The 25,090-nt window shown below is 40.4% G+C and carries 25 protein-coding genes and 1 other RNA gene; 9 read left to right on the top strand and 17 right to left on the bottom strand.

Translation table 11 applies throughout. From position 1 onward, the window contains the following. Window positions 1-19: 19 nt before the first annotated feature. Both NST57_RS10240 and NST57_RS10245 read right to left on the bottom strand, forming a co-directional pair. The gene (locus NST57_RS10240; protein WP_341298516.1) at window positions 20-496 is read right to left on the bottom strand and encodes a GyrI-like domain-containing protein; all 477 of its coding nucleotides are present in this window, start codon (window positions 494-496) and stop codon (window positions 20-22) included. 54 nt (window positions 497-550) lie between these two features. Beyond that, the gene (locus tag NST57_RS10245) at window positions 551-1,474 is read right to left on the bottom strand and encodes a helix-turn-helix transcriptional regulator (protein WP_341298517.1); all 924 of its coding nucleotides are present in this window, start codon (window positions 1,472-1,474) and stop codon (window positions 551-553) included. Between the two features lie 118 nt (window positions 1,475-1,592). On the opposite strand from NST57_RS10245, the gene NST57_RS10250 reads away from it, so the two are divergent. Then, window positions 1,593-2,117: a mother cell-specific membrane sporulation protein gene (locus tag NST57_RS10250; protein WP_341298518.1), complete on the top strand. Its 525-nt coding sequence runs from the start codon at window positions 1,593-1,595 to the stop codon at window positions 2,115-2,117. A 35-nt stretch (window positions 2,118-2,152) separates the two neighbouring features. Here NST57_RS10250 and czrA read toward each other — a convergent pair whose 3' ends face one another. Then, window positions 2,153-2,482 carry a Zn(II)-responsive metalloregulatory transcriptional repressor CzrA gene (gene czrA / locus NST57_RS10255; RefSeq protein ID WP_007500691.1) on the bottom strand — a complete coding sequence of 110 codons (330 nt, stop codon included), beginning with the start codon at window positions 2,480-2,482 and terminating at the stop codon, window positions 2,153-2,155. 187 nt (window positions 2,483-2,669) lie between these two features. Between czrA and NST57_RS10260 the strand changes: the two genes are divergently transcribed. Beyond that, window positions 2,670-3,995 carry an APC family permease gene (locus NST57_RS10260; protein ID WP_341298519.1) on the top strand — a complete coding sequence of 442 codons (1,326 nt, stop codon included), beginning with the start codon at window positions 2,670-2,672 and terminating at the stop codon, window positions 3,993-3,995. A 97-nt stretch (window positions 3,996-4,092) separates the two neighbouring features. Beyond that, window positions 4,093-4,755 (top strand): lysozyme family protein, encoded by a 663-nt coding sequence (locus tag NST57_RS10265; protein ID WP_142155276.1) that lies wholly within the window; start codon window positions 4,093-4,095, stop codon window positions 4,753-4,755. Between the two features lie 87 nt (window positions 4,756-4,842). On the opposite strand, the gene prpB is transcribed toward NST57_RS10265, so the two are convergent. The 4 genes from prpB to NST57_RS10285 form a co-directional block, all read right to left on the bottom strand. Beyond that, window positions 4,843-5,760: a methylisocitrate lyase gene (gene prpB / locus NST57_RS10270; protein ID WP_058336748.1), complete on the bottom strand. Its 918-nt coding sequence runs from the start codon at window positions 5,758-5,760 to the stop codon at window positions 4,843-4,845. 12 nt (window positions 5,761-5,772) lie between these two features. Further along, complete coding sequence (locus tag NST57_RS10275) at window positions 5,773-7,209, bottom strand: bifunctional 2-methylcitrate dehydratase/aconitate hydratase (protein ID WP_142155277.1); 1,437 nt, start codon at window positions 7,207-7,209, stop codon at window positions 5,773-5,775. A gap of 2 nt (window positions 7,210-7,211) precedes the next feature. Beyond that, entirely contained in the window at window positions 7,212-8,354 is a 1,143-nt protein-coding gene (gene mmgD / locus NST57_RS10280) for a citrate synthase (protein WP_341298520.1), read from the bottom strand. 167 nt (window positions 8,355-8,521) lie between these two features. Then, complete coding sequence (locus tag NST57_RS10285; RefSeq protein WP_142155279.1) at window positions 8,522-9,061, bottom strand: DUF420 domain-containing protein; 540 nt, start codon at window positions 9,059-9,061, stop codon at window positions 8,522-8,524. A 205-nt stretch (window positions 9,062-9,266) separates the two neighbouring features. On the opposite strand from NST57_RS10285, the gene NST57_RS10290 reads away from it, so the two are divergent. After that, window positions 9,267-9,773, top strand: coding sequence for a GNAT family N-acetyltransferase (locus NST57_RS10290; protein ID WP_008346514.1), 507 nt, complete (start codon window positions 9,267-9,269; stop codon window positions 9,771-9,773). Between the two features lie 152 nt (window positions 9,774-9,925). On the opposite strand, the gene NST57_RS10295 is transcribed toward NST57_RS10290, so the two are convergent. The 8 genes from NST57_RS10295 to NST57_RS10330 all read right to left on the bottom strand — a co-directional run bounded on the left by NST57_RS10295 (window position 9,926) and on the right by NST57_RS10330 (window position 15,633). After that, window positions 9,926-10,717 (bottom strand): LysM peptidoglycan-binding and 3D domain-containing protein, encoded by a 792-nt coding sequence (locus NST57_RS10295; protein WP_135227097.1) that lies wholly within the window; start codon window positions 10,715-10,717, stop codon window positions 9,926-9,928. A gap of 256 nt (window positions 10,718-10,973) precedes the next feature. After that, window positions 10,974-12,755 carry a DNA helicase RecQ gene (gene recQ / locus NST57_RS10300; RefSeq protein WP_142155280.1) on the bottom strand — a complete coding sequence of 594 codons (1,782 nt, stop codon included), beginning with the start codon at window positions 12,753-12,755 and terminating at the stop codon, window positions 10,974-10,976. Between the two features lie 135 nt (window positions 12,756-12,890). Then, window positions 12,891-13,076, bottom strand: a non-coding RNA gene (gene ssrS, locus NST57_RS10305) — 6S RNA. Window positions 13,077-13,208: 132 nt separating this feature from the next. Further along, window positions 13,209-13,709 carry a TraR/DksA family transcriptional regulator gene (locus tag NST57_RS10310; RefSeq protein WP_057079424.1) on the bottom strand — a complete coding sequence of 167 codons (501 nt, stop codon included), beginning with the start codon at window positions 13,707-13,709 and terminating at the stop codon, window positions 13,209-13,211. A gap of 91 nt (window positions 13,710-13,800) precedes the next feature. After that, entirely contained in the window at window positions 13,801-14,448 is a 648-nt protein-coding gene (locus NST57_RS10315; protein WP_341298521.1) for an SDR family oxidoreductase, read from the bottom strand. Window positions 14,449-14,625: 177 nt separating this feature from the next. After that, window positions 14,626-14,967, bottom strand: a complete 342-nt coding sequence (locus tag NST57_RS10320; RefSeq protein ID WP_008346505.1) for a PH domain-containing protein — start codon at window positions 14,965-14,967, stop codon at window positions 14,626-14,628. 266 nt (window positions 14,968-15,233) lie between these two features. Further along, window positions 15,234-15,371, bottom strand: a complete 138-nt coding sequence (locus NST57_RS10325) for a YozQ family protein (protein ID WP_017359491.1) — start codon at window positions 15,369-15,371, stop codon at window positions 15,234-15,236. A gap of 49 nt (window positions 15,372-15,420) precedes the next feature. Continuing rightward, window positions 15,421-15,633 carry a DUF6501 family protein gene (locus tag NST57_RS10330; protein ID WP_142155283.1) on the bottom strand — a complete coding sequence of 71 codons (213 nt, stop codon included), beginning with the start codon at window positions 15,631-15,633 and terminating at the stop codon, window positions 15,421-15,423. 210 nt (window positions 15,634-15,843) lie between these two features. Between NST57_RS10330 and NST57_RS10335 the strand changes: the two genes are divergently transcribed. Then, window positions 15,844-17,328, top strand: coding sequence for an aldehyde dehydrogenase family protein (locus tag NST57_RS10335; RefSeq protein WP_341298522.1), 1,485 nt, complete (start codon window positions 15,844-15,846; stop codon window positions 17,326-17,328). Between the two features lie 64 nt (window positions 17,329-17,392). Here the strand turns inward: NST57_RS10335 and NST57_RS10340 are convergent. After that, window positions 17,393-18,543, bottom strand: a protein-coding gene (locus tag NST57_RS10340) for an IS3 family transposase (protein ID WP_142155484.1) whose coding sequence is annotated in 2 segments (ribosomal slippage) — window positions 17,393-18,273 and window positions 18,273-18,543 — 1,152 coding nt in all. Because the reading frame shifts where the segments join, the coding sequence is not laid out codon by codon here. A 171-nt stretch (window positions 18,544-18,714) separates the two neighbouring features. On the opposite strand from NST57_RS10340, the gene NST57_RS10345 reads away from it, so the two are divergent. From NST57_RS10345 to NST57_RS10360, 4 genes are all read left to right on the top strand, one after another. Then, on the top strand, window positions 18,715-20,592 hold the full coding sequence (locus NST57_RS10345) for a terpene cyclase/mutase family protein (protein WP_341299215.1): 1,878 nt from the start codon (window positions 18,715-18,717) through the stop codon (window positions 20,590-20,592). Beyond that, window positions 20,585-21,406, top strand: a complete 822-nt coding sequence (locus tag NST57_RS10350; protein ID WP_341298523.1) for a superoxide dismutase — start codon at window positions 20,585-20,587, stop codon at window positions 21,404-21,406. The genes NST57_RS10345 and NST57_RS10350 overlap by 8 nt, the downstream gene beginning before the upstream one ends. Window positions 21,407-21,557: 151 nt before the next feature. Beyond that, window positions 21,558-22,508 carry a bile acid:sodium symporter family protein gene (locus NST57_RS10355; RefSeq protein WP_341298524.1) on the top strand — a complete coding sequence of 317 codons (951 nt, stop codon included), beginning with the start codon at window positions 21,558-21,560 and terminating at the stop codon, window positions 22,506-22,508. A gap of 101 nt (window positions 22,509-22,609) precedes the next feature. Then, window positions 22,610-23,760, top strand: a protein-coding gene (locus tag NST57_RS10360; RefSeq protein WP_142155484.1) for an IS3 family transposase whose coding sequence is annotated in 2 segments (ribosomal slippage) — window positions 22,610-22,880 and window positions 22,880-23,760 — 1,152 coding nt in all. Because the reading frame shifts where the segments join, the coding sequence is not laid out codon by codon here. A gap of 67 nt (window positions 23,761-23,827) precedes the next feature. Here NST57_RS10360 and odhB read toward each other — a convergent pair. After that, entirely contained in the window at window positions 23,828-25,084 is a 1,257-nt protein-coding gene (gene odhB, locus NST57_RS10365) for a 2-oxoglutarate dehydrogenase complex dihydrolipoyllysine-residue succinyltransferase (protein WP_046343784.1), read from the bottom strand. Between the last annotated feature and the right edge of the window lie 6 nt (window positions 25,085-25,090).

Genomic DNA, 25,090 nt, shown 5'->3' on the forward strand with positions numbered 1-25,090 from the left:
TAATATCGTTAGTTTTATATTAACTAATACCATTAGTTTTAGCAACTATTTTTTCATCGACTGCAATATAAATATCAATTTGCGCTTCTTTTGGATCAATCGATCGTTCATCGTACCATTCAAAATCGCCAGTATATGTTCGCAAATGACGCTGATCCCAGCTCCAAATCTGCTGCCATGTTTCAAACACAACCTCTTCAATCGGGCCCTTTCTCGTTTGAAATCTTGCGTAGGTGGAGCCTGGAATCTCTTTTGCATCTTGTTCTAGCTGCCGGTCAACCAATTGCCCCGCTGTGAACAAATAAGTGCCATTTTCATCCTTTTCATAATCTGAATACAGCCCTATGACTGGCGCATGGCCCCCGTCGAGCTGCTGCGTGAAAAATTGCTGCCAAAGCGGTGCAATCTTCCGCTCTTTTGTTTGCTCCATCTCATTTGTTGTTCGAGCAGATAATCCCTTGATCCATTGTTTCTGTAAAATCACGATATCGTACATACATTCTCATCTCCTTTTTTTCCATCATATAAAAAGAAACCTGACAACAATGTGTCAAGTTCCTTTTGGTTTTTGAAATTGTTTCAACTTGAGATCAAACGCTTCCCGAACGGATGGCGGAGAGACAATGTCAACATCTGGCCCTAAATAAAAAAGAAAGCTATATAACCAATCATCTTGAGGCAACGTGATTGTGGCAAGATAGGTACCATCTGCACATACGGTGAATTCATTTTCATCTATCCATTCCTTCACTTTACCAACCGAATTTTCAGTCAACTTGAGCGTTAGTGTACTGACGGAAGGTTCTTCGTGCCAAGAATCATTCCAAGGCTTTTCTTCATTTTTTATTCGTTTAGGAAGAAAAGATACTGAATGCGTGATAAGGTCTGACATTCTTTTGAGTTTAAACAGGCGAAAAGCTTTTTTCACGCAGCAATACGCATACAAATACCAGTGCCTTCCTTTTAAGACAAGTGTATAAGGTTCTACTTTTCTAGAAAGTGTTTCGCCTTTTGCATTGCGGTAGATGAACTGGATATATTGATGCGCTGAGGCAGCGGTATGAATGAGCTGGAGCTTCTTTTCTAAGTAGCTGTCTTTCCCCCAAGAGCTTAAATCAATAAATACATGGTGCTGTTTTTCGTTTTGAGGCGGAATCAGGGATTTCATTTTCTTTAGTACATGTTCACTTTCTTTAAAGGTGTATGCACTCGTGATACTTTCAAGAGCGGTTAAAATCAGTTCAATATCATCATCGGTGAATAATTTTTTCTCTAGACGATAGTCGTCGACGAGTGAAATCCCGCCGCCTGCGCCTTGCTTTGTCACAACTGGAATCCCCGCTTGATTAATGGTATCAATATCACGATATATGGTTCTCACGCTCACTTCATGTAGTTCAGCGAGGTCCTTCGCCTGTACTTGCCGTTTACTAATCAGTATCATCACAATGGACAAAACGCGATCGATTTTCATGACTTTTCCTCTTTTTCATAAATATAGGTTTTGATTTGATAAAAAAAGAAAGAATGGTAATGATAAGTAACAGCCAGCATTCGTTTACATCCCTGCCTGTGCAGGAGGAGGTTGCATCATGACACATCACGTATGGCAGTTGTTCATGATCGGGATCGTCATGCTCGTCTGGATCATCATTCGAATGAATCGAATGAGACGCTATCAGCTTGTACGCCCGGTAAATCTTTTCATGAGAATGTATGTATTTAGTCTCACTGCCCTTATTCTCTTAACTGAAGGATGGCAAAATCACAGTATTTTTATCTATGCCGTCATTGGCATGATCTTCGGGAGCAGTCTCGCCATTCACGCCTATCAGACGATTCAGATGAAATTAGAAAATGGCCGGCTGTATATGAAAACAAGTAAATGGATTGAAAGCTTTATTTTATGTTTGTTTTTATCTAGGCTTGCATTTAAATCGGTCAATCTGACAACACATGCGATCACCAAGATGGATATCGTTGAATTGTATCAGCATATTGTCAGCGATGATGCGCTGACAATGCTCAGCTTTTTCCTTCTAGCGGCTTACTATATTGTGTTTTCTTATCAAATGATGAAAGCAAATAAACGATCAACCCATGTACATCATGCATAAAAAACCTTCCTATATAAAAGTAGGAAGGTTTTTTCTCAATCATGCTGTGCATGGTGGATCATTTGTTCAAGCACTTCCATCACATGCTGGTCTTCAGGACTGTAAAAAATCGAGGTCCCTGCTCGTCTAGATTTCACGAGACGAAGATTTTTTAAAAAGCGCAGCTGATGAGATACGGTTGATTGCATAAGGTTTAGTGTTTCTGCTATATCATTTACTGAATGTTCACCTTGAGACAGCAAATGCAGAATACGAATACGCGTCGGATCAGATAAGGCTTTAAATGTTTGGGAGACAAGAAATAGACTTTCTTCGTCCAGCTCCATCCGTTCCTGTTCTTGATTTGTATTCAGTTCTTCCTTCATTTCGCTTCACCTTTCTTGTCAGTCAACTCACGACTTATTCTATGTATCATCATATACCAAAACGTGTAGCATGCAAAGCTTCCACACCTTTTGAAAAAAGATTTATTCAAATAGCATTGACACGTGGTAGCATTCTTTTTAAAATGAGCATTATTTATTCATTTTTTCAGAGGAGCTGATAGGCAAATTGACTGAAGAGCCAAGACTAAAACGCAGCCTGACTGTTTTTCCACTTGTTGTGATCGGGCTTGCTTATATGGACCCACTTGTCGTATTTGATTCATACGGCATTGTTGCTCAGCTGACGAAAGGACACGTTGCTGCAGCTTATATCTTTACTTTACTGGCATTACTATTGACAGCGCTTAGCTATGGGAATATGGTGAAGGCTTTTCCAAAAGCAGGATCTGCATATACATACGCGCAAAAAAGTATTCATCCTCACGTTGGCTTCCTTGTAGGCTGGACACTTTTACTGGACTATTTATTTTTGCCGATGGTGAATTTTGCAATCGGAAGTGCTTATTTAACTGCAGCCTTTCCCGATGTACCTCATTACATTTGGATCATCATACTTGCTATCGCCATAACGACTGTCAATGTAATCGGTATACGTCTTACAGCCAACATTACAGCGCTATTTGTGACCTTTCAGGTGATTGTCGCTGTCACATTTGTTGGGTTTATTATTTATGGGCTCACGCAGCATGCAGGTACCGGAGAATTACTGTCAACCCGTCCATTTTATTCAGCGAGCTTAGATCCCGCCCTTATTTTTTCCGGGGCGACGATTTTATGTTTTTCTTTTTTAGGATTTGATGCGATTTCGACCATGTCTGAGGAAACAATTAAGCCCAAAAGAACGATTCCTCTTGCCATTTTCTTAACGGTCGTCATTGGAGGTGTGCTGTTTACCCTCACCTCTTATTTTTTACAGCAGGTATTTCCAAATTTTCAACAGTTCAAGCATCCAGATGCAGCATCACTTGAAATTGCGGAATTTGTGGGCGGTGCGTTTCTCCACTCATTCTTTTTAGCCGGCACCATGGTCGCTGTCATCTCTTCCTCCCTATCATCACATGCGAGTGCCGCAAGACTCTTGTATGCGATGGGAAGAGATCAATCATTACCAAAACGTTTCTTCGGTTATATTCACCCAACATTGAAAACACCTGTATTTAATATTTTATTAATTGGTGTTTTCTCGTTAACCGCAGTCCTTGGTGAGCTTGAGGTCATTTACTCGTTTATCAGCTTCGGGGCATTAATCGGATTCACGTTTGTTAACTTATCTGTTTTCGCCTACTATTTCATCAAACAAAAACAAAGAGGTGTATTAAACACACTGAGATATGCAATCATCCCTCTTTGCGGAACGGCCTTTTGTATTTGGCTCTTAACAAGCATCAGTACAAATGCATTAATCATTGGTATGGTGTGGCTCATGATCGGTTTTGTTTACTTCTGCTATAGACTGAAAACAAGACCAGAATTTACGTTTGGCTATGATTGAATATAAGGTTTTCACTTGGTATCCTGTGCAGGATATGGCATAATATAAAGGCTGTACTTCCCTTTTAAAAGCGGGGCAAAACAGGGGTGAACTGACCTTGAAAAAGAAAAAAACAGGATGTTTTGCCATTTCAGGCTGTTTCACGATTTTTCTGTTTGTTTGCGTATTAGCAGCCATTGTCATTTCCTTTAATCAAAAGGAGTTAAAAAAGCTGCCGATTGATACGGAATCAATTGTTTTGTCGAGATTGGATGATTACAAACCGCTTGTAGAGACAGAGTTAAGAGATCAAGATTTAGATCAATATACCGCGTTAATTCTCGGTATGATGTATCAAGAATCAAAAGGCAGAGGCGGAGATCCAATGCAGTCCTCTGAATCTCTTGGTTTAAAACGAAATGAAATCAATGATCCTCAGAAGAGCATTAAACAAGGAGTCCATCATTTTTCAGCCATGTACAAGCATGGGAAGAAAAAAGGCGTTGATTTGGAAACCATTATTCAAAGCTATAACATGGGAATCGGCTATATTGATTTTGTTGCAAAAAACGGGGGAAAACATTCCGAAGAATTGGCAAAGCAATACTCCAAAAAGCAAGTGAAGCGAAACCCAGAAGTCTATACATGTGGGGGCGACAAAGATAACTTCCGCTATCCGTATTGCTACGGTGATTTCACTTATGCTGAAAAAGTAAAAGAAAAAACGAAAACAGTTGAAGAAAAAATGAAATTGGCTTCATCATCCACACCATCATCGTAAAAAAAGCACTTCCGTGAAGGAAATGTTTCAAATTGTTGACAAAGGGCTAAAATGAACTTTATTTTAGCCCTTTGTCTTCTTTTCATCTTATGAATGTTCTTTCCCGATTTCCGGCAGGATCGTTTTGGCTAAATGCTGATCCATTTCTTCATATTCATCATAATGAATCGTTTCATATAGCTCTTTTCTCGTTTGCATGTCCTCCAGCATCCCCTGCTGCGTCCCCTTTTCCTTAATCTCTGTAAATAAACGCTCATACGCTTTTGCAGCAACTCTCAGGGATGACACAGGATAAATCACCATTTGAAAGCCAAACATAGAAAATTCGTCTGTATGATAATAAGGTGTTTTTCCAAACTCCGTCATGTTTGCAAGAAGCGGCCCTTTTATATTGTTCGAAGCATACGTGAAATCTTCTGCTGTGATCAGCGCTTCAGGAAAAATGGCATCTGCTCCTGCTTCTAGATAGAGATTCGCCCGGTGAATTACATCCTCCATCCCGTTTACTGACTTCGCATCCGTTCTTGCGATGACGAGAAGTGTGGGTGCCGCTTGTTTGATCGCTTTGATTTTCGCCATCATGTCTTCTACAGAAACAAGTGACTTTCCGTTTAAATGTCCGCATTTCTTCGGCATTTGCTGATCTTCAATTTGAACAGCAGCTACCTTGCTCTCAACCATTTCCTTTGCTGCTCTGGCTGCATTTAATACACCGCCATAACCAGTATCCATATCAACTAAAAGAGGCAGTTGAGAAGCTCGAATGATTTCCTTTGCCTTTTCCGCCATTTCAGTGGAATGAATCATACCAAGGTCAGGAAGCCCTTTGCTTGCGCAAAAAGCGGCACCCGATAAATAAAGACCTTGAAATCCCATTTTCCTCGCATAGAGCGCAGACATTCCATCGTGAACGCCTGGAATTTGAAATAAAGCGGATTTGTGCATTTGCTCTTTAAAAGCTGCGGCTAAGTCAGCTTGATTTACTTCATCATTCACGATCCACACACTAGCTCCCCCTTATATGACAAATAAATCCATAAATGCTGGTACTGTCGTTGTTTTTAATTGATTTGGATTTTGACAAAGTGAAACAATTTGATCGACTTGTTTTTGTGGAAATCTCGTTTTCAAATGATACACCCATTTCTTTTCAAGCAGCGGGATCCCTTCCTGCCTTCTTCTGCGATGACCAAGCGGATATTCAATTTCGATTCGATCTGTCATCGTTCCGTCTTTAAAGAAGATTTGAACACAGTTTGCAATTGATCTCTTTTTTGGATCTAAATAGTCTTCTGTATACCGTTTATCTTCTTTCACGATCATTTGATCACGCAAACGGTCAATGAGCGGATTCTGCGCCGTTTCTTCTTCATAATGATCAGCGGTCAGCTCACCATAGATTAACCCAATGGCCGTAATATACTGCAAGCAATGATCACGGTCTGCCGGGTTGTAGAGCGGTCCTTTTTTATCAATAATTCGAATGGCTGATTCATGTGTCGTAATCTCTATCCTGTCAATCTCATCTAAACGGTCTTTTACCGCGTCATGTAGAATGACAGCGGCCTCAGCGGCAGTTTGCGCATGAAATTCTGCTGGATAAGCAATTTTAAAGAGTACATTTTCGATCACATATGACCCGAGCGGCTGGGCAAGTGTGAGTGGTTTTCCTTTCATTAACACATCTTCAAAACCCCACTTTTCTGCACTGAGGGGCGTTTGATAGCCCATTTCTCCTTTCAATGTCATCATCGCTAGTCTCACTGCACGGCTTGTGGCATCCCCTGCTGCCCACGATTTCCTTGATCCTGTGTTCGGGGCATGCCGGTACGTTCTAAGCGGGGAATTATCCACAAAAGCTTGTGATAACACATGCTGCACATCTTCTTTCGTTCCGCCAAGCATTGCACAAACGACTGCACTTGAGGCCACCTTGACAAAAAGAACATGATCCAAGCCATTTCGATTCAAACAATTGTCTAAAGCAAGCACACCTTGTATTTCATGTGCCTTTACAATCGCATGCAGTACGTCATTCATCGAAAGCGGTTCTGCTCCGTTTGCAAGCCTCGTTCTGCTGATATAATCGCTTACAGCCAATATCCCGCCCAGGTTATCTGATGGATGGCCCCACTCCTGTGCAAGCCATGTGTCATTATAATCTAACCAGCGGATCATACATCCTATATTAAAAGCCGCTTGAACAGGATCTAACACAAATGAAGTGCCAGGCACTCTTGCTCCGTTAGGGACAACGGTTCCAGGTACGATCGGGCCAAGGTGTTTCGTACATTCTGGAAAATTGAGCGCCAGCATTCCGCAGCCGAGCGTATCCATAAGTACATACCGAGCTGTTTCAATTGCCTCTTTGCTCGTAATTTCTCCATCAACGGCATAGGCAGCAATGTCTTCTAATAGTTGATCTGTTTGATTGGCTACTGCTGTTTTATTCATATTCATTCCCCCGTTTTTCCATCATCATTTGAGACTTTTAATCCTCTTGGTCCTAAATACCGTACTCTCGGTCTAAAAATCCGATTGTATAAATGCTGCTCGATGACATGCGCTGCTAATCCGCTTGCTCTCGCAGCAAAGAAAATCGGTGTGTAAAGTGAAATAGGAATCCCGAGCACGTAATAAATTGGTGCTGCGTAATAATCAAGGTTTGGATAGAGGTTTTTCTTTTCTTTCATGTATGCCTCGCCTGCGACGCACATGTCATACAGCGTCGTGTCTCCTTTTGACTCAGTAAGCGTTTTCAATGATTGTTTTAAAAGAGCCGCTCTCGGGTCCATTTTTCTCATGTATACCCGATGGCCAAAGCCCATCATTTTTTCTTTTGCGGCTAATTTACGTTCAATGAGCGCAAGGAAACCTTCTGTTGTTTTGCCTTCGAGCAGCATGTGCATGACGGCTTCATTTGCGCCTCCGTGTAAGTCGCCTTTTAATGAAGAAATCGCTCCAGTAAAAGCACCATACATGTCAGAATGAGTAGACGCAATGACTCTTGCTGCAAATGTTGAATTCGGCAGCTCATGTTCACTATAAAGTGTAAGCGTTTGGTCAAATGCTTTGATTTCGTCTTGTACAGGAGTACGGCCAGTTAACATGGCTAAAAAATTTTCAGTGTAGGATTTGGTCTGGTCAGGAGTAGGTGTGGTGTCTTGTGTGAGAATATGATAGCTTCCCGCAACAATCGCTGGCAGCTGGCCAAGTAAGCGAACAGCACGCGTTTGTTGGCATGCTTCTGATCGATCATTCAGTTGTTCATCGTACCCTGCAAGAGCAGATAAACACGTTCTCATGGCATCCATTGGGTGAGTGGTTTTTGGCAGTTTTGTCAAAATGGTTTGAATGGTTGGGTGTATGTTTGTTTGTGAGGAAATGTCTTGCTGAAATTGATGATATTCCATTGCATCTGGTAATCTTCCGTAAATAAGCAGATAGGCTGTTTCCAAGTATGTCTTGTTTTGCGCCAACTCAATGAGGTCATAACCGCGAATGACAATTTCTTCTTGCTGCACATCTAAGTAAGAAATAGACGTTTCGCTTGCCACAATGTCTTCAAGCCCCGGTTTATACTGCAATTGTTCAGTCATCATATAACCCCCGTTTCGTTCAATTGTGTTCTCCAAACGAGCAAACGGCCAGACATGATGTGATTCTATAGGTGGGAAGATACCGTGCAAGTCGGATACCCAATTCCCATTTTATCCAAAGCAATTCATCTTGTAAATAAAAGAACGTATGTCCAAATGGACATACGTTAGCTGTAGTATGGAGAAATCATGATATAGACGATGACACCTGTTAGACTGACATAGAGCCAAAGAGGCATGGTCCATCTAGCAATTTTACGATGACGTTCGACTTGCATTTGTGCGCCTCTAAAGAGAGTGATCAGTGCAAGCGGTACAATGACGGCAGATAAGACGATATGTGTGATGAGAATAAAGAAGTAAATCGGACGAATGATTCCTTCTCCCCCGAAGTGTGTATCAGCTGCCATTGAATGATACGTCACATACGAAATTAAAAAGACAAGTGTTGTTGAAAAAGCCGCAAAGATAAATCGTCTATGGGCTTTAATGTTCTTTTGTTTAATCATAATGAGCGCTGAAAGTAAAAAGATAAACGTAAAACTGTTCATCACAGCATTCAGTAACGGCAGAAATGTAATATCCAGATGACTAAATTTATCTGTTTTTGGCATCAAAAATAATAAAGCAATTAAGCCGTTTATGGCAATTGTTAAAAAGACAACAATGCCGGTGAAATTTTTCGGTTTTTGATTCTGTTCGTTCATGTTTGAAAACCTCTCTTTATTAGTTCCGACTAAGAGTATGTTATTTAACTTTCTCTCTAAAGTCAATGAATTCGCTGTCTTCGTCGAATTTTAGACAAACTTGCCGATTGCCTGCCTTTTAGCGGCTTGAAAGATCCACTCACTTCCTTTAGAATGGGAATTTGTGTGGTTTTTTATCAACTTTTCTATGAAAGGAGCAATAGACTTGTCAATCTTACAGGAAACAACAAAAGATGTGAAGACATTAGAGCAAGAATTACAGCAGTTGCAGTTCCAAATGTATCGAATGCAAGAAAATATAAAAGATATTTCAAAAAAAGCAAAGATTATTGGCATTGATCAAGCGAAGGAAGATGAATGGATGATCGTCTCAGCAATTGAGAATGCAGATACGTGCAAAATCATGTTAAGCGATTGTGAAAAAGCTTTTCGCGGACAATCTGATTTTTCCTTAATCGCGGAATATCCTGAAGAAGGAAAGATTCACATTGCCGACATTAAAGGCCCGCCTGATAATGGCTATGGATCAATTTGTATGAAACATTTAAAAGAAATCGCAAGAGAGCAAAACATTCCAGTCATTACTGGCGACCTTGTCAAAAGAGATTGGAATCATGTGGACCGTTTGATTCATTTTTATGAAAAACACCATTTTGATGTCCAAATCAATTGGAAAGAGCAAAGCGGAGAAATTTATTGGGTGGACAGCTAACGACACAAAAACCAGCGTTGAGATGAGCTTATACGCTGGTTTTTGTCGAAAATGCAAATTTTTCAGAAAAATATGTGTATTTCTGACCAAAAAAAGGTATAATAAAAGCATCAGGCCGCCACCTGATGCTTTCTTCCAAAAACAATAGACTACTAGTTAAGTACTTTTACTTTGACTGATTTTACGCCCCAATTTTTAGCTTGGGATTTGCTTGGTACGTGTACATCAATTTTATTACCTTTAATTGCGCCGCCAGTATCTGCTGCGATGGCTTCACCGTAGCCTTCAACATAAACCTTACTTCCTAATGGAATGACATTAGGATCTACTGCGATTACTTTTGCATTTGGGTTTTTGTTTAAGTTTACCCCTGTTGCAGTGATACCTGAGATGCCACCATCATTTGCTGTATAAGCCGTAGCCGTTACAGTCATTTCTTTTTGAACACTTTGACTAGCAGAAGATGATTCTGCTTTAGCTGTTTCCTTTTTAGGAGCAGCTTTTTTCGTTGTTTGCTCTTTTTGGACAGGTGCCTGTTTTTGAACAGGTTCTGAGCTTACCGGAGCTGAGCTTTGACCAGCAACACTTAGTGTTGAACCAATCATAATTATATCTGAGTTTAAGTTATTCCAAGACTTAAGATCGCTAATTGACACATTGAATTTTTGAGCGATTTTCCAGAGGCTGTCCCCCTTCTGGACTTTGTACTGCTCCTGAGTTTTCTCTTTTGAAGAGATTGTCAATTTATCTCCTACATAGATCATGTCTGTAGATAAATTGTTCCAACCCTTTAGGTCCTTTAGAGACACATCATTTTTTTGAGAGATTCCCCAAAGTGTATCACCTTTCTGTACAGTGATTTCCTTTGCAGAAGCTTGCTGTGCTCCTAATGCTGTTGTTGAGATTGCTGCAACAGCAACCAAGGACATAATAGTCTTCTTCATAAAGTAAATCCTCCCTTGTTAGCTTTTTATGGCGGCTAACGAGTGCTATCGTAACATATGTAAATGTCATTTCAATAACAAAACGATATGTTTTAGATTACAGTTCCTTTACATGAAACATCTCTCTCCATTGGTAAATCAGCCCACTAAATGGCTCAATTCCGCATCATATCAAGGTTTTGTAGGGAGGGAAATCATCATGATGAAAACGCGTCCAAGTGAAACGAAAAAAATTTATTTCTCTTCTTCAAACTCTTTATTTTTTCTCTTTTTCTATAAATAAACGAATTTCTTCTAAAAAAACATCTCCATATTTCTCTCTTTTTTGTGCGCCGACACCTTTAATATTTAAAAGTTCTTCTTCTGTTTTAGGCTCTACTGCTGACATTTCCTTCAATGTTTGATCAGAAAAGACAACAAATGGCGGAACGCCCTGCTCTCTTGCCAACTTCATTCTGACCATTCTTAACTGTTCAAATAATGCATCATTTTCTTGAATAGCTTCTGCCTTTATCGCCTGCTTTTTATAGACGGTCTCCTGCCCCACTAGCACTTTCTTTCCTTTTTGTGTCACTTTTAGTGTTGGAAAAGCCCCCTCAGACATGTGTAAATACTCTTCTGTAATTAAAAATTCAATGAAATCACTGATATGCTGGGCTGAATGCTGTTTCATTAAAGCATAAGTAGGAAGACGGTCGAAACCAAAATCAAGCACTTTTTTGTTTTTAGAGCCAGCTAATACTTGAGCAATCATCATTTTTCCGAATCGTTCGTTCATTCTAACGGTACACGACAAAACCATTTGTGCTTCTCTTGTGACGTCTTCACGCTCTCTCTCATCTAGACAATTGCTGCATTTTTGACAGGTGGCACTTGTTGATTGGTCAAAATAGTCCATTACGAATTGCTGAAGACACTGCTCCGTATGACAGTAGTCTACCATTTGTCTTAGCTTGAGCAATTCATGCTGATACCGTACTTCATCTTCTGTTGATTGTTCAATGAGAAAGCGCTGCACCCGTACGCCTTGCGGTGAAAACAGCAAAATACATTCACTTTCAAGCCCGTCTCTGCCGGCACGCCCTGCTTCTTGGTAGTAACTTTCAATATCTCTTGGAATTTGATGATGAATGACAAAACGTACATTAGACTTATTAATCCCCATACCAAATGCAGAGGTAGCTACCATCACTTGAATATCATCATTTAAAAAAAGATTTTGCTGCTCTTCTCTCACTTCATCATCTAATCCTCCGTGATAAACGCCCGCTTTGATCTTTTGCTTTTTTAAACGTTGATAAATCTGATCTGCTTCTTTTCGTGTGGCTGTATAGATAATCCCTGACTCAAGACTGTTTTTCTTCATATATTGTGTGATGAATTGGTCGCTGTTTTGCCCTTTCACCACTTGAAAGGATAAATTTTCTCTAGCAAAACCAGTAAAGATCGTTTCTTCTTCTTCCATGCCAAGCTGCTCACATATATCCTGTTGAACCTTCTTTGTAGCAGTGGCTGTTAATGCTACAATAACGGGCCTTTTCGACAGCTTGTTTACACATTCTTGTATAAAGCGATAGCTCGGTCTAAAATCATGTCCCCACTCAGATATACAGTGCGCTTCATCTATAGCCATTAAAGGAATCGTCAATCGATCAAGCAGCTGAAAAAAACGTTCATTTTGTAAGCGTTCAGGGGTGATATAAAGCAAATCATACTCCCCCTGTTCACATTTTTTCAGCCTTGTATTCATTTCACCTGCTGAAAGTGTACTATTTAAAAAGGACGATCGTATTCCCATCTCATTTAATGCATCAACTTGATCTTTCATTAAAGAAATAAGCGGAGATACAACGATTGTCGTTCCTTCCATCATAAGGGCAGGAATCTGGTAGCAAACCGATTTCCCTCCGCCTGTCGGCATAATGCAGACCGTATCCTTCCGTTTATTCACAATCGATTCAATGGCTTGTTTTTGACCTTGCCTAAAGGCGTCAAAGCCATAATATTGTTTAAGAAGTGCTTCTGCTTGTTGTAACATCCAATTCCCTCTCCGTCGTTTGTTTTGTCTATTTTAACATACATTTGTACATCCACATTCAGTCTGTTCAAAATCGTGTTTTGGGCAAAATAAAAAGCCATTTTCCAAAAAAGGAAAATGGCTTGAATCATCCTAGGAAAAGCTGCGGATGCCGTAATCTAAGTAAGAAAGTTTTAAACCACCACTCCTCAAAGTGGGTGTTTGCAGAAACGTTCCTGTCTTCCTCTCGAAGGAGGCGTGACATTCCGGCTTCAATATAAAACTCCCTATTACAGCTTAAAGGTTAAAACTTAATTAACATTACGCGCATCGCAGCCTTTAAACTATACTACACGAAAGTTTATTAAATTTCAAGATATGTTTTTTCTAAAAAAATACTCATGTATACAAGATATTTGTCCATGTAGATGGGGGAAAACATTATGTTGAGAAAACATAAATTCCTCTCATTTGTTATTTTTCCTCATCTACATCAACATCTTGCTCTTCTTCTAGCCTTTCATACGTATCTGAATGCATTTGATCCATTGTTTCTCTATTTGTTAAATCACGCATTTGCTCAGAGAACGAACGGTCAAATTCATTTGGATCTTGATTGGTTTCTTCATTTTTCTTTGCATCAATTGAATAACGAGTATAGGGTACTGCTTTCAAACGTTCATATGGAATGTCTTTTCCTGTTTTTTCACAAATTCCATATGTCCCGTCTTCCATCCGCTTAAGCGCTGCATCAATTTCACCTTCAAGCTGATCATCGACTTGATCCAGCGTTTGTTCGGTCATGCGGTCTAAATAGATGCTTCCGTGATCTGCGATATGATTTCCAACACCATTTGAAATCTCATTCGATTCGGCCAGCATGGATTCTTCTTTCTTTTTTGATCCTTTCACATCTTCTTTTAATTGAATAAGTCTTTCATATAAATCAGCTTTTTGCTCTTTCGTTAAGCTCACGGTCAATCACTCCTTTCTTTTTACCTTCCCGCTCCATGCGAAATGAAAACATCAAAAAAGCCGCCGCCTCTTTGGCAGCAGCTTTCTTCATTTAAAGATTGCGAAGTACTTCTTCTACTGGTGTATCACCTTTGATTAAGTCAAAGGTCTTATTTCTCACATTGGATTCCGTTAAGCTTTCCACTAAGACAGTGGCTACATCTTCTCTTGAAATCTCAATGTCACGATCATCTGGAATATGAGCAGCCGCTTCTATTTTCCCTGTCTTCTCCTCATGCAGCAGTGCTCCTGGCCGCACAATGGTGTAAGAAAGACCAGACTGTTTTAAATGTTCATCGGCTTTTCTTTTCGCTTCATAATAAATCTCCATACTGCCATGTCCTTTTCCTTGATGAGGATCGTCGGCATTATAAGAACTCAGCATCACAAAATGCTGAATATTTTCTTTTTTGGCTGTATCAACGAGGCGTTTTGCCCCCTCTTGATCAACAGCAATGGTTTTATCTGCACCTGTTTTTGAGCCTGAACCAGCTGCAAAGATGACAGCTTCTGCTTGCTTCACAGCATCTGTCACATCCTTTTCAAGATCACCGATGACAGGCGATGCCCCAAGTTCTTTTAGCGCATCTGCTTGTTTTTCATCTCGAATGAGAGCAAGTGGCTCATGTCCTTTTTCTTTTAAATATCGAATGACAAGTCTCCCTGTATGTCCGTTTGCTCCAGCAACTAATACTTTCATTGTCCATTCTCCTTTCTGTATCTGTTTCATCTTTATCCTTTTTTGCTTTGATTCAAACACATGAATAGAAAAAAGCCTTCCCCACTGTAGTGGGAAAAGCTCAAGAGATGTGCGATAGATAAAAATAAGAACAAAGAATGAGAAAAGTGCATGTGATCTATGTAATCGCAAAGTTGATCAGCAAAGATGTTTTGTTAAAATGGCCTGCACGTCACTCAAATCAGTATCTTTAGAAAAATCGAGTTCAAATACTTTTGAGCTTGTAACAAGCAGCATACCAGTGTCCTGATCAAACACGCCAGCTTCTTGAATAGCAAAACTTTCAATTGATCGATACGGCAAGGAGACCCTGACTTTCTTTTTAGAAAATACGCGGTTATCGCCAAAGATCAGTCGTTTATTAGTGAAACAAATTTGGTCGTGACGCAGTCTGTAAACAGCCTCAATTCTTTCCCCTTCAATTAATAAGGATTCGAATTTTTTATGATCATTTTGTTTACTGACAGAAAAAATACCCACGTAAACCCCCTCTTCCTGCATCAAATTCCTTTATGACAAAACGGCCACATGGCTCTGTGGGTACGTTTTATTCTCACTTATAGAATACGCTATAAATCGTCGTTATTCCATTACGAATAGATTAAATTTCATTTAACTTTTTCTTTTTGATCCGATGCTCTTTCCTCTACTTATTTAGACTGTTAAAGCAGGAAAAAAGTTTCAGTTTTTTTCAAGAAATAGACCATAAAAAAACAGTGATTATGTAAAATCACTGTTTTAAATGACTATTCATCTTTCGGGGTATCAATCGTTCCTTCGGCATACACATCAGAAATTTGCTCAAGTGTAATCGCCATATCAGCATCTTCATTGTCATGCCAAGCATTTTGATGTTTCTGCTCTTCTTGCTGCTGCTTTTTCATCATCATCACCCTTTACTGTTTTTCTTAGTATGAGTGATGACCCTTAAAATCATTCAGCAGAGTTGTCTTCGAAATACTCTTTGTAATACCCGCCTACTTTACCCGTATTATCAACGACAAAGAGAAATTCTTCTGTTTCATTTTTCACATCATATGTGTGCCCAACCGTTAATGCCTGATTGACCATATATTTTTTCGCATTTGTATGTACACATTTTACTTGTTTTACCGTTTCAGCTGTCTGCCAATTTTGATGGATCATGATTTAAAAACTCCTTTTTTCATCTATACATTTATTGTAGCCAATTTTTCGTGAAATGCAATGAGTGTTATCGATTGCTTTCAAACATGTCGTGTAATATGATAAATGTATACGTTTACATTAGTGTGCGTATACAAATTGCTTCATGTCCACTTTTTCCACCTTAGAACTCGCAGAACAACCCATATCTTTAAGGAGGTTTGTTTATTTATGAGCTCTACAACACTTCAAATTAGTTCAAAACTCGAATCTTTTCTCCAAGGGACGAAAAAACTCTACATTAATGGTCAGTTTGTCACAAGCCATGATAACAAAACATTTTCTACACCTAACCCTGTCACAGGAGAAACCCTTATTGATGTATATGAAGCAGGTGCAGCCGACATTGATGAAGCAGTGAAAGCTGCTAAAAAGGCTTTCCATGGACCTTGGCGTTCTATGTCTGCCGCTGAACGTGCCCGTCTGATGTTTAAGCTTGCAGATTTAATGGAAGAACACCAGGAAGAACTGGCTCAGCTGGAAACACTTGATAATGGAAAACCAATTAATGAAACAACCAATGCGGATATCCCTCTTGCCATTGAGCACATGCGCTATTATGCAGGGTGGACCACAAAAATGACTGGACAAACCCTTCCTGTCAGTCAGGGATATTTTAATTATACCCGCCATGAGCCTGTTGGTGTTGTGGGACAAATCATTCCTTGGAACTTCCCGCTGCTCATGGCCATGTGGAAAATGGGTGCTGCACTAGCAACAGGATGCACCATTGTTTTAAAACCAGCCGAACAAACACCACTATCTGCTTTATATTTAGCTGAATTAGTGGATAAAGCCGGATTCCCAGAAGGCGTGATTAACATCGTTCCTGGATTTGGTGAAACTGCCGGTGAAGCATTAACCGATCACCCTGATGTCAACAAGCTGGCTTTCACTGGATCAACAAGTATTGGGAAATTGATCATGGAAAAAGCAGCCAAATCCATCAAGCGTGTTACATTAGAGCTTGGCGGAAAATCGCCGAATATTATTTTGCCAGATGCCGATTTAAAGAAAGCCATTCCAGGTGCATTAAACGGCGTGATGTTTAACCAAGGTCAAGTTTGCTGTGCAGGGTCAAGGGTTTTTGTGCACCGGAGCCAATATGATGAAGTCGTCGATCAAATGGCTAAATATGCGACATCATTAAAACAAGGAGCTGGTCTTCACCGCGATACCCAAATTGGACCTCTAGTGAGTAAAGAGCAGCATGAACGTGTGTTAGGTTATATCGAAAAAGGGAAGTCAGAAGGTGCAACAGCCGTAGTCGGTGGTGACTGCCCTTATGAAGCAGGCTATTTCGTCTCCCCTACTGTCTTTAAAGATGTAGAAGATGAAATGACAATCGCAAAAGAAGAGATCTTCGGTCCAGTTCTATCTGCGATTCCTTACGATTCCATTGATGAAGTCGTCGAACGGGCCAATCAATCTGACTATGGGTTAGCGGCAGGACTTTGGACGGAAAACTTAAAGCATGCTCACGATATCGCTGCACGCCTAGAAGCAGGAACCATTTGGGTCAACTGCTATAATGTCTTTGATGCCGCCTCCCCGTTTGGCGGATATAAACAGTCAGGCCTTGGCAGAGAAATGGGATCATATGCCCTTAACAACTATACAGAAGTCAAAAGCGTGTGGATTAATCTGCAAGACTAATCATTTAAGAAAGCCGGTGACGATGGGACTGACCCCCGTTTTTGAGACAGGAATCAAAACACCTTTATGAAACAGCCAGTTGCCGAAACTCTTTTGGTGACTGGTTGTTTAATTTCAATTGAATTCGGATATTGTTATAATAATCAATATACTCCCTGACTGTTTTTTCTACAATGGCTGTTGTAGTGTTTGTCAGGTGGTGGAGATAGAATCCTTCTGATTTTAAACTGGAGTGGAAGGATTCGATGGGGGCATTATCAGCGGGCATTCCCTTACGGGACATGCTCATGGTAATGCTTTTTTCCTTTATCTCCTTTTGATAAGCATAAGAAGTGTAGACCGAACCTTGATCACTATGAAGTACGCAGCCTTTAGGCAGTGCCTGTAGCTGATTCAACGTATCTAGAACAAGCGAAACATCCTGTTTATCACCAATCGTATAAGCCACAATCTCACTTGTATATAAATCTTTTATGCTAGATAGATAAAGTATTTTTTGGCCAAAGGGCAAATACGTTATATCAGTCACCAATTTTTCAAGTGGCTTTGTCGCAGTAAAATCCTGTTTTAAGTGATTTTCTGCAATATAATAAGGTTGACCAGTCTGTTTACGCTTTTTTACTTTCACACGACACTGTAAACCGTAGGTTTGCATAATACGTTGTACGGTCTTATGGTTCATTTTCATTTCTTTTCGCAGTAGAGCCGTTATTTTACGATAACCATACGTATATTGGTGTGCCTCACAAAGAGACGATATGAGGTCGATTAACACTTGCTGTTTTGGCTGGAGATCTTGTTTTTTCCAACGATAAAATGTTGATCTTGCGACCTCAAACATCTGACAGAATGTACTTACACTTACTGTGTCTTTTACCGTATCGTAAATCGACACGAACGCTTCTTTTTTCACTTCCTTTCCCATTCCATGTACTTTTTTAATAGGTCAATTTGTTGTTTTAGAAAACGATTTTCTGTTTTTAACTTTTCGTTCTCATCTTGATATTCAGGTCCTTTACCATATGAATACTGTTTGCCTACCGGCTGTCTTAAACGATGAATGTCTCCAGATTTATACCATTTCATCCATGTTTTAAGTTGGGTCACATTCCGAATATTTAATTCCTCCAACACTTTTTTAACTGGTACTCCCGCCAATCGCATTTCAATTGCCTTCATCTTCACTTCAAATGGATAACTAACTCTTGAACCCATAGAAAAACACCTCCAAATTGTTTTCAGGTATTCTATACCCGATTTTCAACTTAAAGGTGTTTTTATCTGTCTCACTTTATGGGGTCAGTCCCGATGTCATCGGCTTTTTTTGTGCTGGCATGTGACAGGCCGACTCCTGAATATAGTGATAAAGGAAAGGAGCATGGCCGAATGCAAGATTTAAAAACGAGAGTCAACGAATATATCGATGAACTGCACATGCAGGTAGAACGCAGACAAAGAGAAGATGGCGCATTTGTTTTCTGCTTTGAAGGACCTATGATGACAAATTCTTTTTTCATTATGCTACTAAAAGCCGTTGGTGACCCTGATCAGCAATTGATCCATCAATTGGCCGAAGCAATACATGCCAAACAAAATGAAGATGGTTCCTTTTCTTTGTATCATGACCAGTCGGGACATCTCACAGCTACAGTACAAGGTTATTGCGGCATGCTCGCATCTGGCAGATTTCAAAAAGACGAGCCCCATATGGAAAAAGCAGCACAATATATTCGCTCAAAAGGTGGCCTAAAGGACGTCCATTTTATGACAAAGTGGATGCTTGCCGTAAATGGCATGCACCCTTGGCCCTACTTCTATGCACCGCTTTCATTTTTACTCATTCCTACTTCCTTTCCGCTTCACTTCTTCCACCTTAGTGCCTATGCAAGGATTCATTTTGTGCCTATGATGATTGCATTGAACAAACGGTATACCTCTCATGCTGTGTTTCCATCATTAGCCCATCTTGATGAAAACATGTCTAAAAATCCATTTGACTGGTTTATGGCAAGAGAAGAACGTTCGACTGATCACTTCCTCATGTATATGCGGTCATATACAGCCCTCGACAGCCGGCTCGACTTTTTCGGATATGAAGCAGCGAAGCGATACATGTTTGACCGTCTTGAAAAAGATGGGACGCTGTACAGTTACTTAAGTGCAACCATCTTTATGGTCTATGCCCTCATGAGCCTTGGGTACTCCCCTGGACATCATCTCATCCAAAAAGCAGTCAGGGGTATGAAAAAGCTCGTCACCTCCTGTCAAGGCAAGATATATGCTGAGAATTCCACCTCGACTGTGTGGGATACAGCGCTTGTCAGTTACGCTTCTCAAAAATCAGGAAGAAAACGAGAAGATCCCATGATCATGAAGTCCTTCACCTATTTGCTGGACCGGCAGCAAATGAAGAAAGCGGATTGGTCGGTTCATAACCGGCATGCTGCTCCGGGAGGCTTTGGTTTCTCACATATCAATACGAATAATCCTGATTGTGATGACACGCAAATTGTGTTAAAAGCGATCCCAAAGGAATACACTCCACTTCAGTGGAAACGAGGATATGACTGGCTTCTCTCCATGCAAAACCGTGATGGCGGCTTTTCTGCTTTTGAAAAAAATCAAGATCACTTTCTGCTTCGTCACCTTCCGCTTGAATCTGCGGAGGATGCAGCGATTGACCCGTCAACTCCCGACATTACTGGCCGTGTGCTCCATCTGATTGGTTTAGAAGAAAAAGATACTGCTTCTCCCACGATTCTCAGGCAAAAAGATCGATGTGTGAAATGGCTCTTTGACCACCAGGAGAAAAACGGATCATGGTTTGGCAGATGGGGTGTTTGTTATATTTATGGAACTTGGGCAGCATTAACGGGACTGAAAGCAGCCGGCATCCCCTCCTCACACCCTGCTGTGCAAAAAGCGTGCCGTTTCCTAAAGCAGATTCAGCTTGAAGATGGCAGTTTCGGAGAATCGTGTAAAAGTGCAGAACTGAAAACCTATATCCCGCTTCCCTTTGGCACAGTGGTTCAAACCGCATGGGCAACAGAGGCACTCCTCCAATATGAAAAAGCAAATAGCGCAGCCATTTTGAAAGCTGTCTCCTTTTTAGTGAACCATCACCATACTGAAGAAGCCATGTACTATCCGGTCGGCATTGGACTGCCAAAACAATTTTACATCACCTATCATAGCTACCCGTTTGTGTTTCCGATGATGACTTGTTCTACATTTTTAGACGAAATGAGGCGTATACATGAATAAAGAAGAATATCGCTCACAGCTCAACGAGTGGCTTAGCACCATTCAACATGTGTGGCAAGATGATAAAATTCATCGAAAAGTGGAACATTTACGACTCAAAATGGAGGATGACCATTCGAGTGAACAAGAATGGTACGAACTAGCCGAAAGGATTGCAGAAGACATGAAGCCACACGAAGAAGTGCGCGATGTAGCAGCTGGAAATCATCAGTTACCACCACTGCCTTATCGGTATGACGCGCTCGAACCTTATATTTCAAAAGAAATTATGTACTTGCACCATCAAAAGCATCATCAAACTTATGTTGATGGGCTAAATCAAGCTGAACTTGCGCTAAAAAAAGCAAGAAGAACCAACGACTTTACGATGATCAAGCATTGGGAACGTGAGCTTGCCTTTCATGGGGCAGGACATTATTTACATTGTATCTTTTGGTTTTCCATGAGTCCTTCAGGGAAAAGAAAACCTACTGGTCAAATGCTTCGTCTCATTGATCAATCATTAGGCAGCTATGAGACGTTCAAGTCACATTTTTCAGCTGCTGCCAAACAAGTAGAAGGTGTTGGATGGGCGATCCTTGTATGGTCCCCGCGATCTCAGCGTTTAGACATTTTACAAGCAGAGCGCCATCAGTTCCTCTCTCAATGGGACGTCATCCCCCTTCTTGCTCTTGATGTGTGGGAGCATGCCTATTACCTCCAATATCGAAATGAAAAGGCGCAATATGTAGACCGGTGGTGGAATGTCGTTGACTGGCGTGAGCCAGAAGCAAGACTAAAACAGGCTCAACAAGTGAAATGGACACCTTTTTGATCGCATACTCCACATAGTTCATTTACTATGTGGGTTTTTATTAGTTTACATAATAATATTATGAGTACCCATTACAAAATCATAGGTTGTTTTTTCAGAAAATTCATTTAAAATAGAAAAGATATGAAAAGAAAGAGAGTTGAAAGAGAGTATGAACACCCTTTTACACATTAGTCACTTTGCGGGAAGAACATTTGCTATATGGGTCATTGTCTTTGCTTGTCTAGGTTTTACTTTTCCTGCGACATTTTCTTTGATTGGACCTTATATCCCTTTTTTACTTGGCATTATTATGTTTGGCATGGGGCTGACGCTGTCTTCTGAAGATTTTAAAGAGCTTTTTAGAAAGCCTCTTTATGTATTGATCGGGGTTTTAGCGCAGTATACACTGATGCCACTCATAGCATTTTTATTGGCCTATGGGTTACATTTGCCTTCTGAAATCGCTGTCGGTGTCATTCTCGTCGGCTGCTGTCCAGGCGGGACTGCATCCAATGTAATGACCTTTTTGGCGAAAGGAAATACGGCCTTATCTCTTGCCGTGACAACGATCTCGACCCTGCTTGCTCCTATTTTAACCCCTGTTTTTATTTATATTTTCGCAAAATCTTGGTTATCTGTATCACCGGGTGCTTTGTTTTTGTCGATTGTCCAAGTTGTCTTAATTCCGATTATTTTAGGTGTCATCGTCAAATTGTTTTTTAAAAAACAAGTGACGTATGCTGTACAAGCACTTCCACTTGTATCTGTTACTGGCATTGTCGCCATCATTGCAGCTGTTGTCAGCGCAAATAAAGAACAGATTCTGCAAACTGGACTGCTTATTTTTGCCGTTGTTGTTTTACATAATGCTCTTGGTCTATTATTGGGTTACCTCATTGCAAAATGGTGTAAAATGGACATTCCTTCTCAACGAGCAATTTCAATAGAAGTAGGGATGCAAAATTCTGGACTTGGCGCAGCCCTTGCGACAGCACACTTTTCTCCACTTGCCGCCGTCCCCAGTGCCATTTTTAGCGTGTGGCATAATTTATCTGGCTCGTGGCTGGCAACATTTTGGTCAAAAAGAGGATTCCCAGAAAATAAAGACCAAAAAAGCTAGTACCTTCATGGGACTGACCCCATAAAGTGAGACAGATAAAAACACCTTTAAGTTGAAAATCGGGTATAGAATACCTGAAAACAATTTGGAGGTGTTTTTCTATGGGTTCAAGAGTTAGTTATCCATTTGAAGTGAAGATGAAGGCAATTGAAATGCGATTGGCGGGAGTACCAGTTAAAAAAGTGTTGGAGGAATTAAATATTCGGAATGTGACCCAACTTAAAACATGGATGAAATGGTATAAATCTGGAGACATTCATCGTTTAAGACAGCCGGTAGGCAAACAGTATTCATATGGTAAAGGACCTGAATATCAAGATGAGAACGAAAAGTTAAAAACAGAAAATCGTTTTCTAAAACAACAAATTGACCTATTAAAAAAGTACATGGAATGGGAAAGGAAGTGAAAAAAGAAGCGTTCGTGTCGATTTACGATACGGTAAAAGACACAGTAAGTGTAAGTACATTCTGTCAGATGTTTGAGGTCGCAAGATCAACATTTTATCGTTGGAAAAAACAAGATCTCCAGCCAAAACAGCAAGTGTTAATCGACCTCATATCGTCTCTTTGTGAGGCACACCAATATACGTATGGTTATCGTAAAATAACGGCTCTACTGCGAAAAGAAATGAAAATGAACCATAAGACCGTACAACGTATTATGCAAACCTACGGTTTACAGTGTCGTGTGAAAGTAAAAAAGCGTAAACAGACTGGTCAACCTTATTATATTGCAGAAAATCACTTAAAACAGGATTTTACTGCGACTAAGCCACTTGAAAAACTGGTGACAGATATAACGTATTTGCCATTTGGTCAAAAAATACTTTATCTATCTAGCATAAAAGATTTATATACAAGTGAGATTGTGGCTTATACGATTGGTGATAAACAGGATGTTTCGCTTGTTCTAGATACATTGAATCAGCTACAGGCACTGCCTAAAGGCTGCGTACTTCATAGTGATCAAGGTTCGGTCTACACTTCTTATGCTTATCAAAAGGAGATAAAGGAAAAAAGCATTACCATGAGCATGTCCCGTAAGGGAATGCCCGCTGATAATGCCCCCATCGAATCCTTCCACTCCAGTTTAAAATCAGAAGGATTCTATCTCCACCACCTGACAAACACTACAACAGCCATTGTAGAAAAAACAGTCAGGGAGTATATTGATTACTATAACAATATCCGAATTCAATTGAAATTAAACAACCAGTCACCAAAAGAGTTTCGGCAACTGGCTGTTTCATAAAGGTGTTTTGATCCCTGTCTCAAAAACGGGGGTCAGTCCCTCATCGGTACTAGCTTTTTATTTTCGATTATCCTTCAAGCAATAGCTGTTCAGGATCTTCAAGTAGATTTTTAATCGTGACAAGGAACCCAACAGCTTCTTTACCATCGACAATACGGTGGTCGTATGAAAGAGCTAAATACATCATTGGACGGTTTTCAAAGCGTTCTTCATCAATCGCAACAGGACGAAGCTGAATTTTATGCATACCTAAAATTCCAACTTGAGGACTGTTTAAAATTGGTGTTGAAAGCAGAGAACCAAATGTTCCTCCGTTTGTGATCGTGAATGATCCACCTTGTAATTCATTGAGCGATAATTTGTTATCTCTTGCTTTTTTCGCAAGATGACCGATTTCTTTTTCAATTCCAGCAAATGAAAGTCTGTCTGCATCACGGACAACTGGTACCACAAGTCCTTCATTGGCGGCTACAGCGATACCAATGTCATAGAATTTTTTAATGACAAGCTCATCACCTTGAATTTCTGCGTTGAGAAGTGGATATTTTTTAAGTGCTGCTACCACTGCTTTTGTGAAGAAGGACATGAAGCCCAGTTTCACATCGTTTTGTTCAAGGAAGGCATCTTTGCGACGCTTTCTTAGATCCATTACAGCTGTCATATCGACTTCATTAAATGTTGTCAGCATCGCTGCTGTCTGTTGAACTTCAACTAAACGTTTTGCAATCGTTTGTCTGCGGCGTGACATTTTTTCACGCTCAACTGGTTTCCCTGTTTGATCATTTTGCACCGCAGCATTTGCTTTTGGCGCGGCTTTCGGTGCACTTGCAGGAGCTTCATTCTTTTGGTAAGAAGCTACATCCTGCTTTCGTACCCTGCCCAGTGGATCTGCGGTTGGAATCTCAGATAAGTCTAATCCCTTCTCTCTTGCTAGTTTTCTAGCTGCAGGAGAAGCGATCGTTCTGCCATTACCAGATTTCGGCTCTTCTTTTGCTGCCTCTTCTTTTTGTTCAGCTGCTGGTTCTTCTTTTGAAGCTGGTGCAGAATCTTGCTCAGGTGCTGGAGCTGCGGACTCGCTTCCGCCAGCTTCACCTGCTGCAATCGTTCCGATGACTTCTCCAACTTGGACAGTGTCACCAGAATCTTTCAGTACTTCTTTTAGAACACCAGATTCTTCAGCTGTCAATTCGACATTGACTTTATCTGTTTCAAGTTCTAACAGGTATTCCCCCTGCTCAACATAATCGCCCGGCTGTTTTAGCCACTGAGCAATTGTTCCTTCCGAGATTGATTCCGCTAGTTCAGGTACTTTAATTTCCGCCATTTTTCA

This window comes from Bacillus sp. FSL M8-0077, assembly GCF_038050255.1.
GTDB lineage: Bacteria > Bacillota > Bacilli > Bacillales > Bacillaceae > Bacillus > Bacillus altitudinis.

What these genes read in the sequence shown, in the direction of transcription:
- NST57_RS10240 (WP_341298516.1), bottom strand. Translation starts at nt 496, where the DNA reads ATGTACGATATCGTGATTTTACAGAAACAATGGATCAAGGGATTATCT.
- NST57_RS10245 (WP_341298517.1), bottom strand. Translation starts at nt 1,474, where the DNA reads ATGAAAATCGATCGCGTTTTGTCCATTGTGATGATACTGATTAGTAAA.
- NST57_RS10250 (WP_341298518.1), top strand. Translation starts at nt 1,593, where the DNA reads ATGACACATCACGTATGGCAGTTGTTCATGATCGGGATCGTCATGCTC.
- czrA (WP_007500691.1), bottom strand. Translation starts at nt 2,482, where the DNA reads ATGAAGGAAGAACTGAATACAAATCAAGAACAGGAACGGATGGAGCTG.
- NST57_RS10275 (WP_142155277.1), bottom strand. Translation starts at nt 7,209, where the DNA reads ATGAATAAAACAGCAGTAGCCAATCAAACAGATCAACTATTAGAAGAC.
- mmgD (WP_341298520.1), bottom strand. Translation starts at nt 8,354, where the DNA reads ATGACTGAACAATTGCAGTATAAACCGGGGCTTGAAGACATTGTGGCA.
- NST57_RS10285 (WP_142155279.1), bottom strand. Translation starts at nt 9,061, where the DNA reads ATGAACGAACAGAATCAAAAACCGAAAAATTTCACCGGCATTGTTGTC.
- NST57_RS10295 (WP_135227097.1), bottom strand. Translation starts at nt 10,717, where the DNA reads ATGAAGAAGACTATTATGTCCTTGGTTGCTGTTGCAGCAATCTCAACA.
- recQ (WP_142155280.1), bottom strand. Translation starts at nt 12,755, where the DNA reads ATGTTACAACAAGCAGAAGCACTTCTTAAACAATATTATGGCTTTGAC.
- NST57_RS10315 (WP_341298521.1), bottom strand. Translation starts at nt 14,448, where the DNA reads ATGAAAGTATTAGTTGCTGGAGCAAACGGACATACAGGGAGACTTGTC.
- NST57_RS10325 (WP_017359491.1), bottom strand. Translation starts at nt 15,371, where the DNA reads ATGAAAAAGCAGCAGCAAGAAGAGCAGAAACATCAAAATGCTTGGCAT.
- NST57_RS10330 (WP_142155283.1), bottom strand. Translation starts at nt 15,633, where the DNA reads ATGATCCATCAAAATTGGCAGACAGCTGAAACGGTAAAACAAGTAAAA.
- NST57_RS10335 (WP_341298522.1), top strand. Translation starts at nt 15,844, where the DNA reads ATGAGCTCTACAACACTTCAAATTAGTTCAAAACTCGAATCTTTTCTC.
- NST57_RS10345 (WP_341299215.1), top strand. Translation starts at nt 18,715, where the DNA reads ATGCAAGATTTAAAAACGAGAGTCAACGAATATATCGATGAACTGCAC.
- NST57_RS10350 (WP_341298523.1), top strand. Translation starts at nt 20,585, where the DNA reads ATGAATAAAGAAGAATATCGCTCACAGCTCAACGAGTGGCTTAGCACC.
- NST57_RS10355 (WP_341298524.1), top strand. Translation starts at nt 21,558, where the DNA reads ATGAACACCCTTTTACACATTAGTCACTTTGCGGGAAGAACATTTGCT.
- odhB (WP_046343784.1), bottom strand. Translation starts at nt 25,084, where the DNA reads ATGGCGGAAATTAAAGTACCTGAACTAGCGGAATCAATCTCGGAAGGA.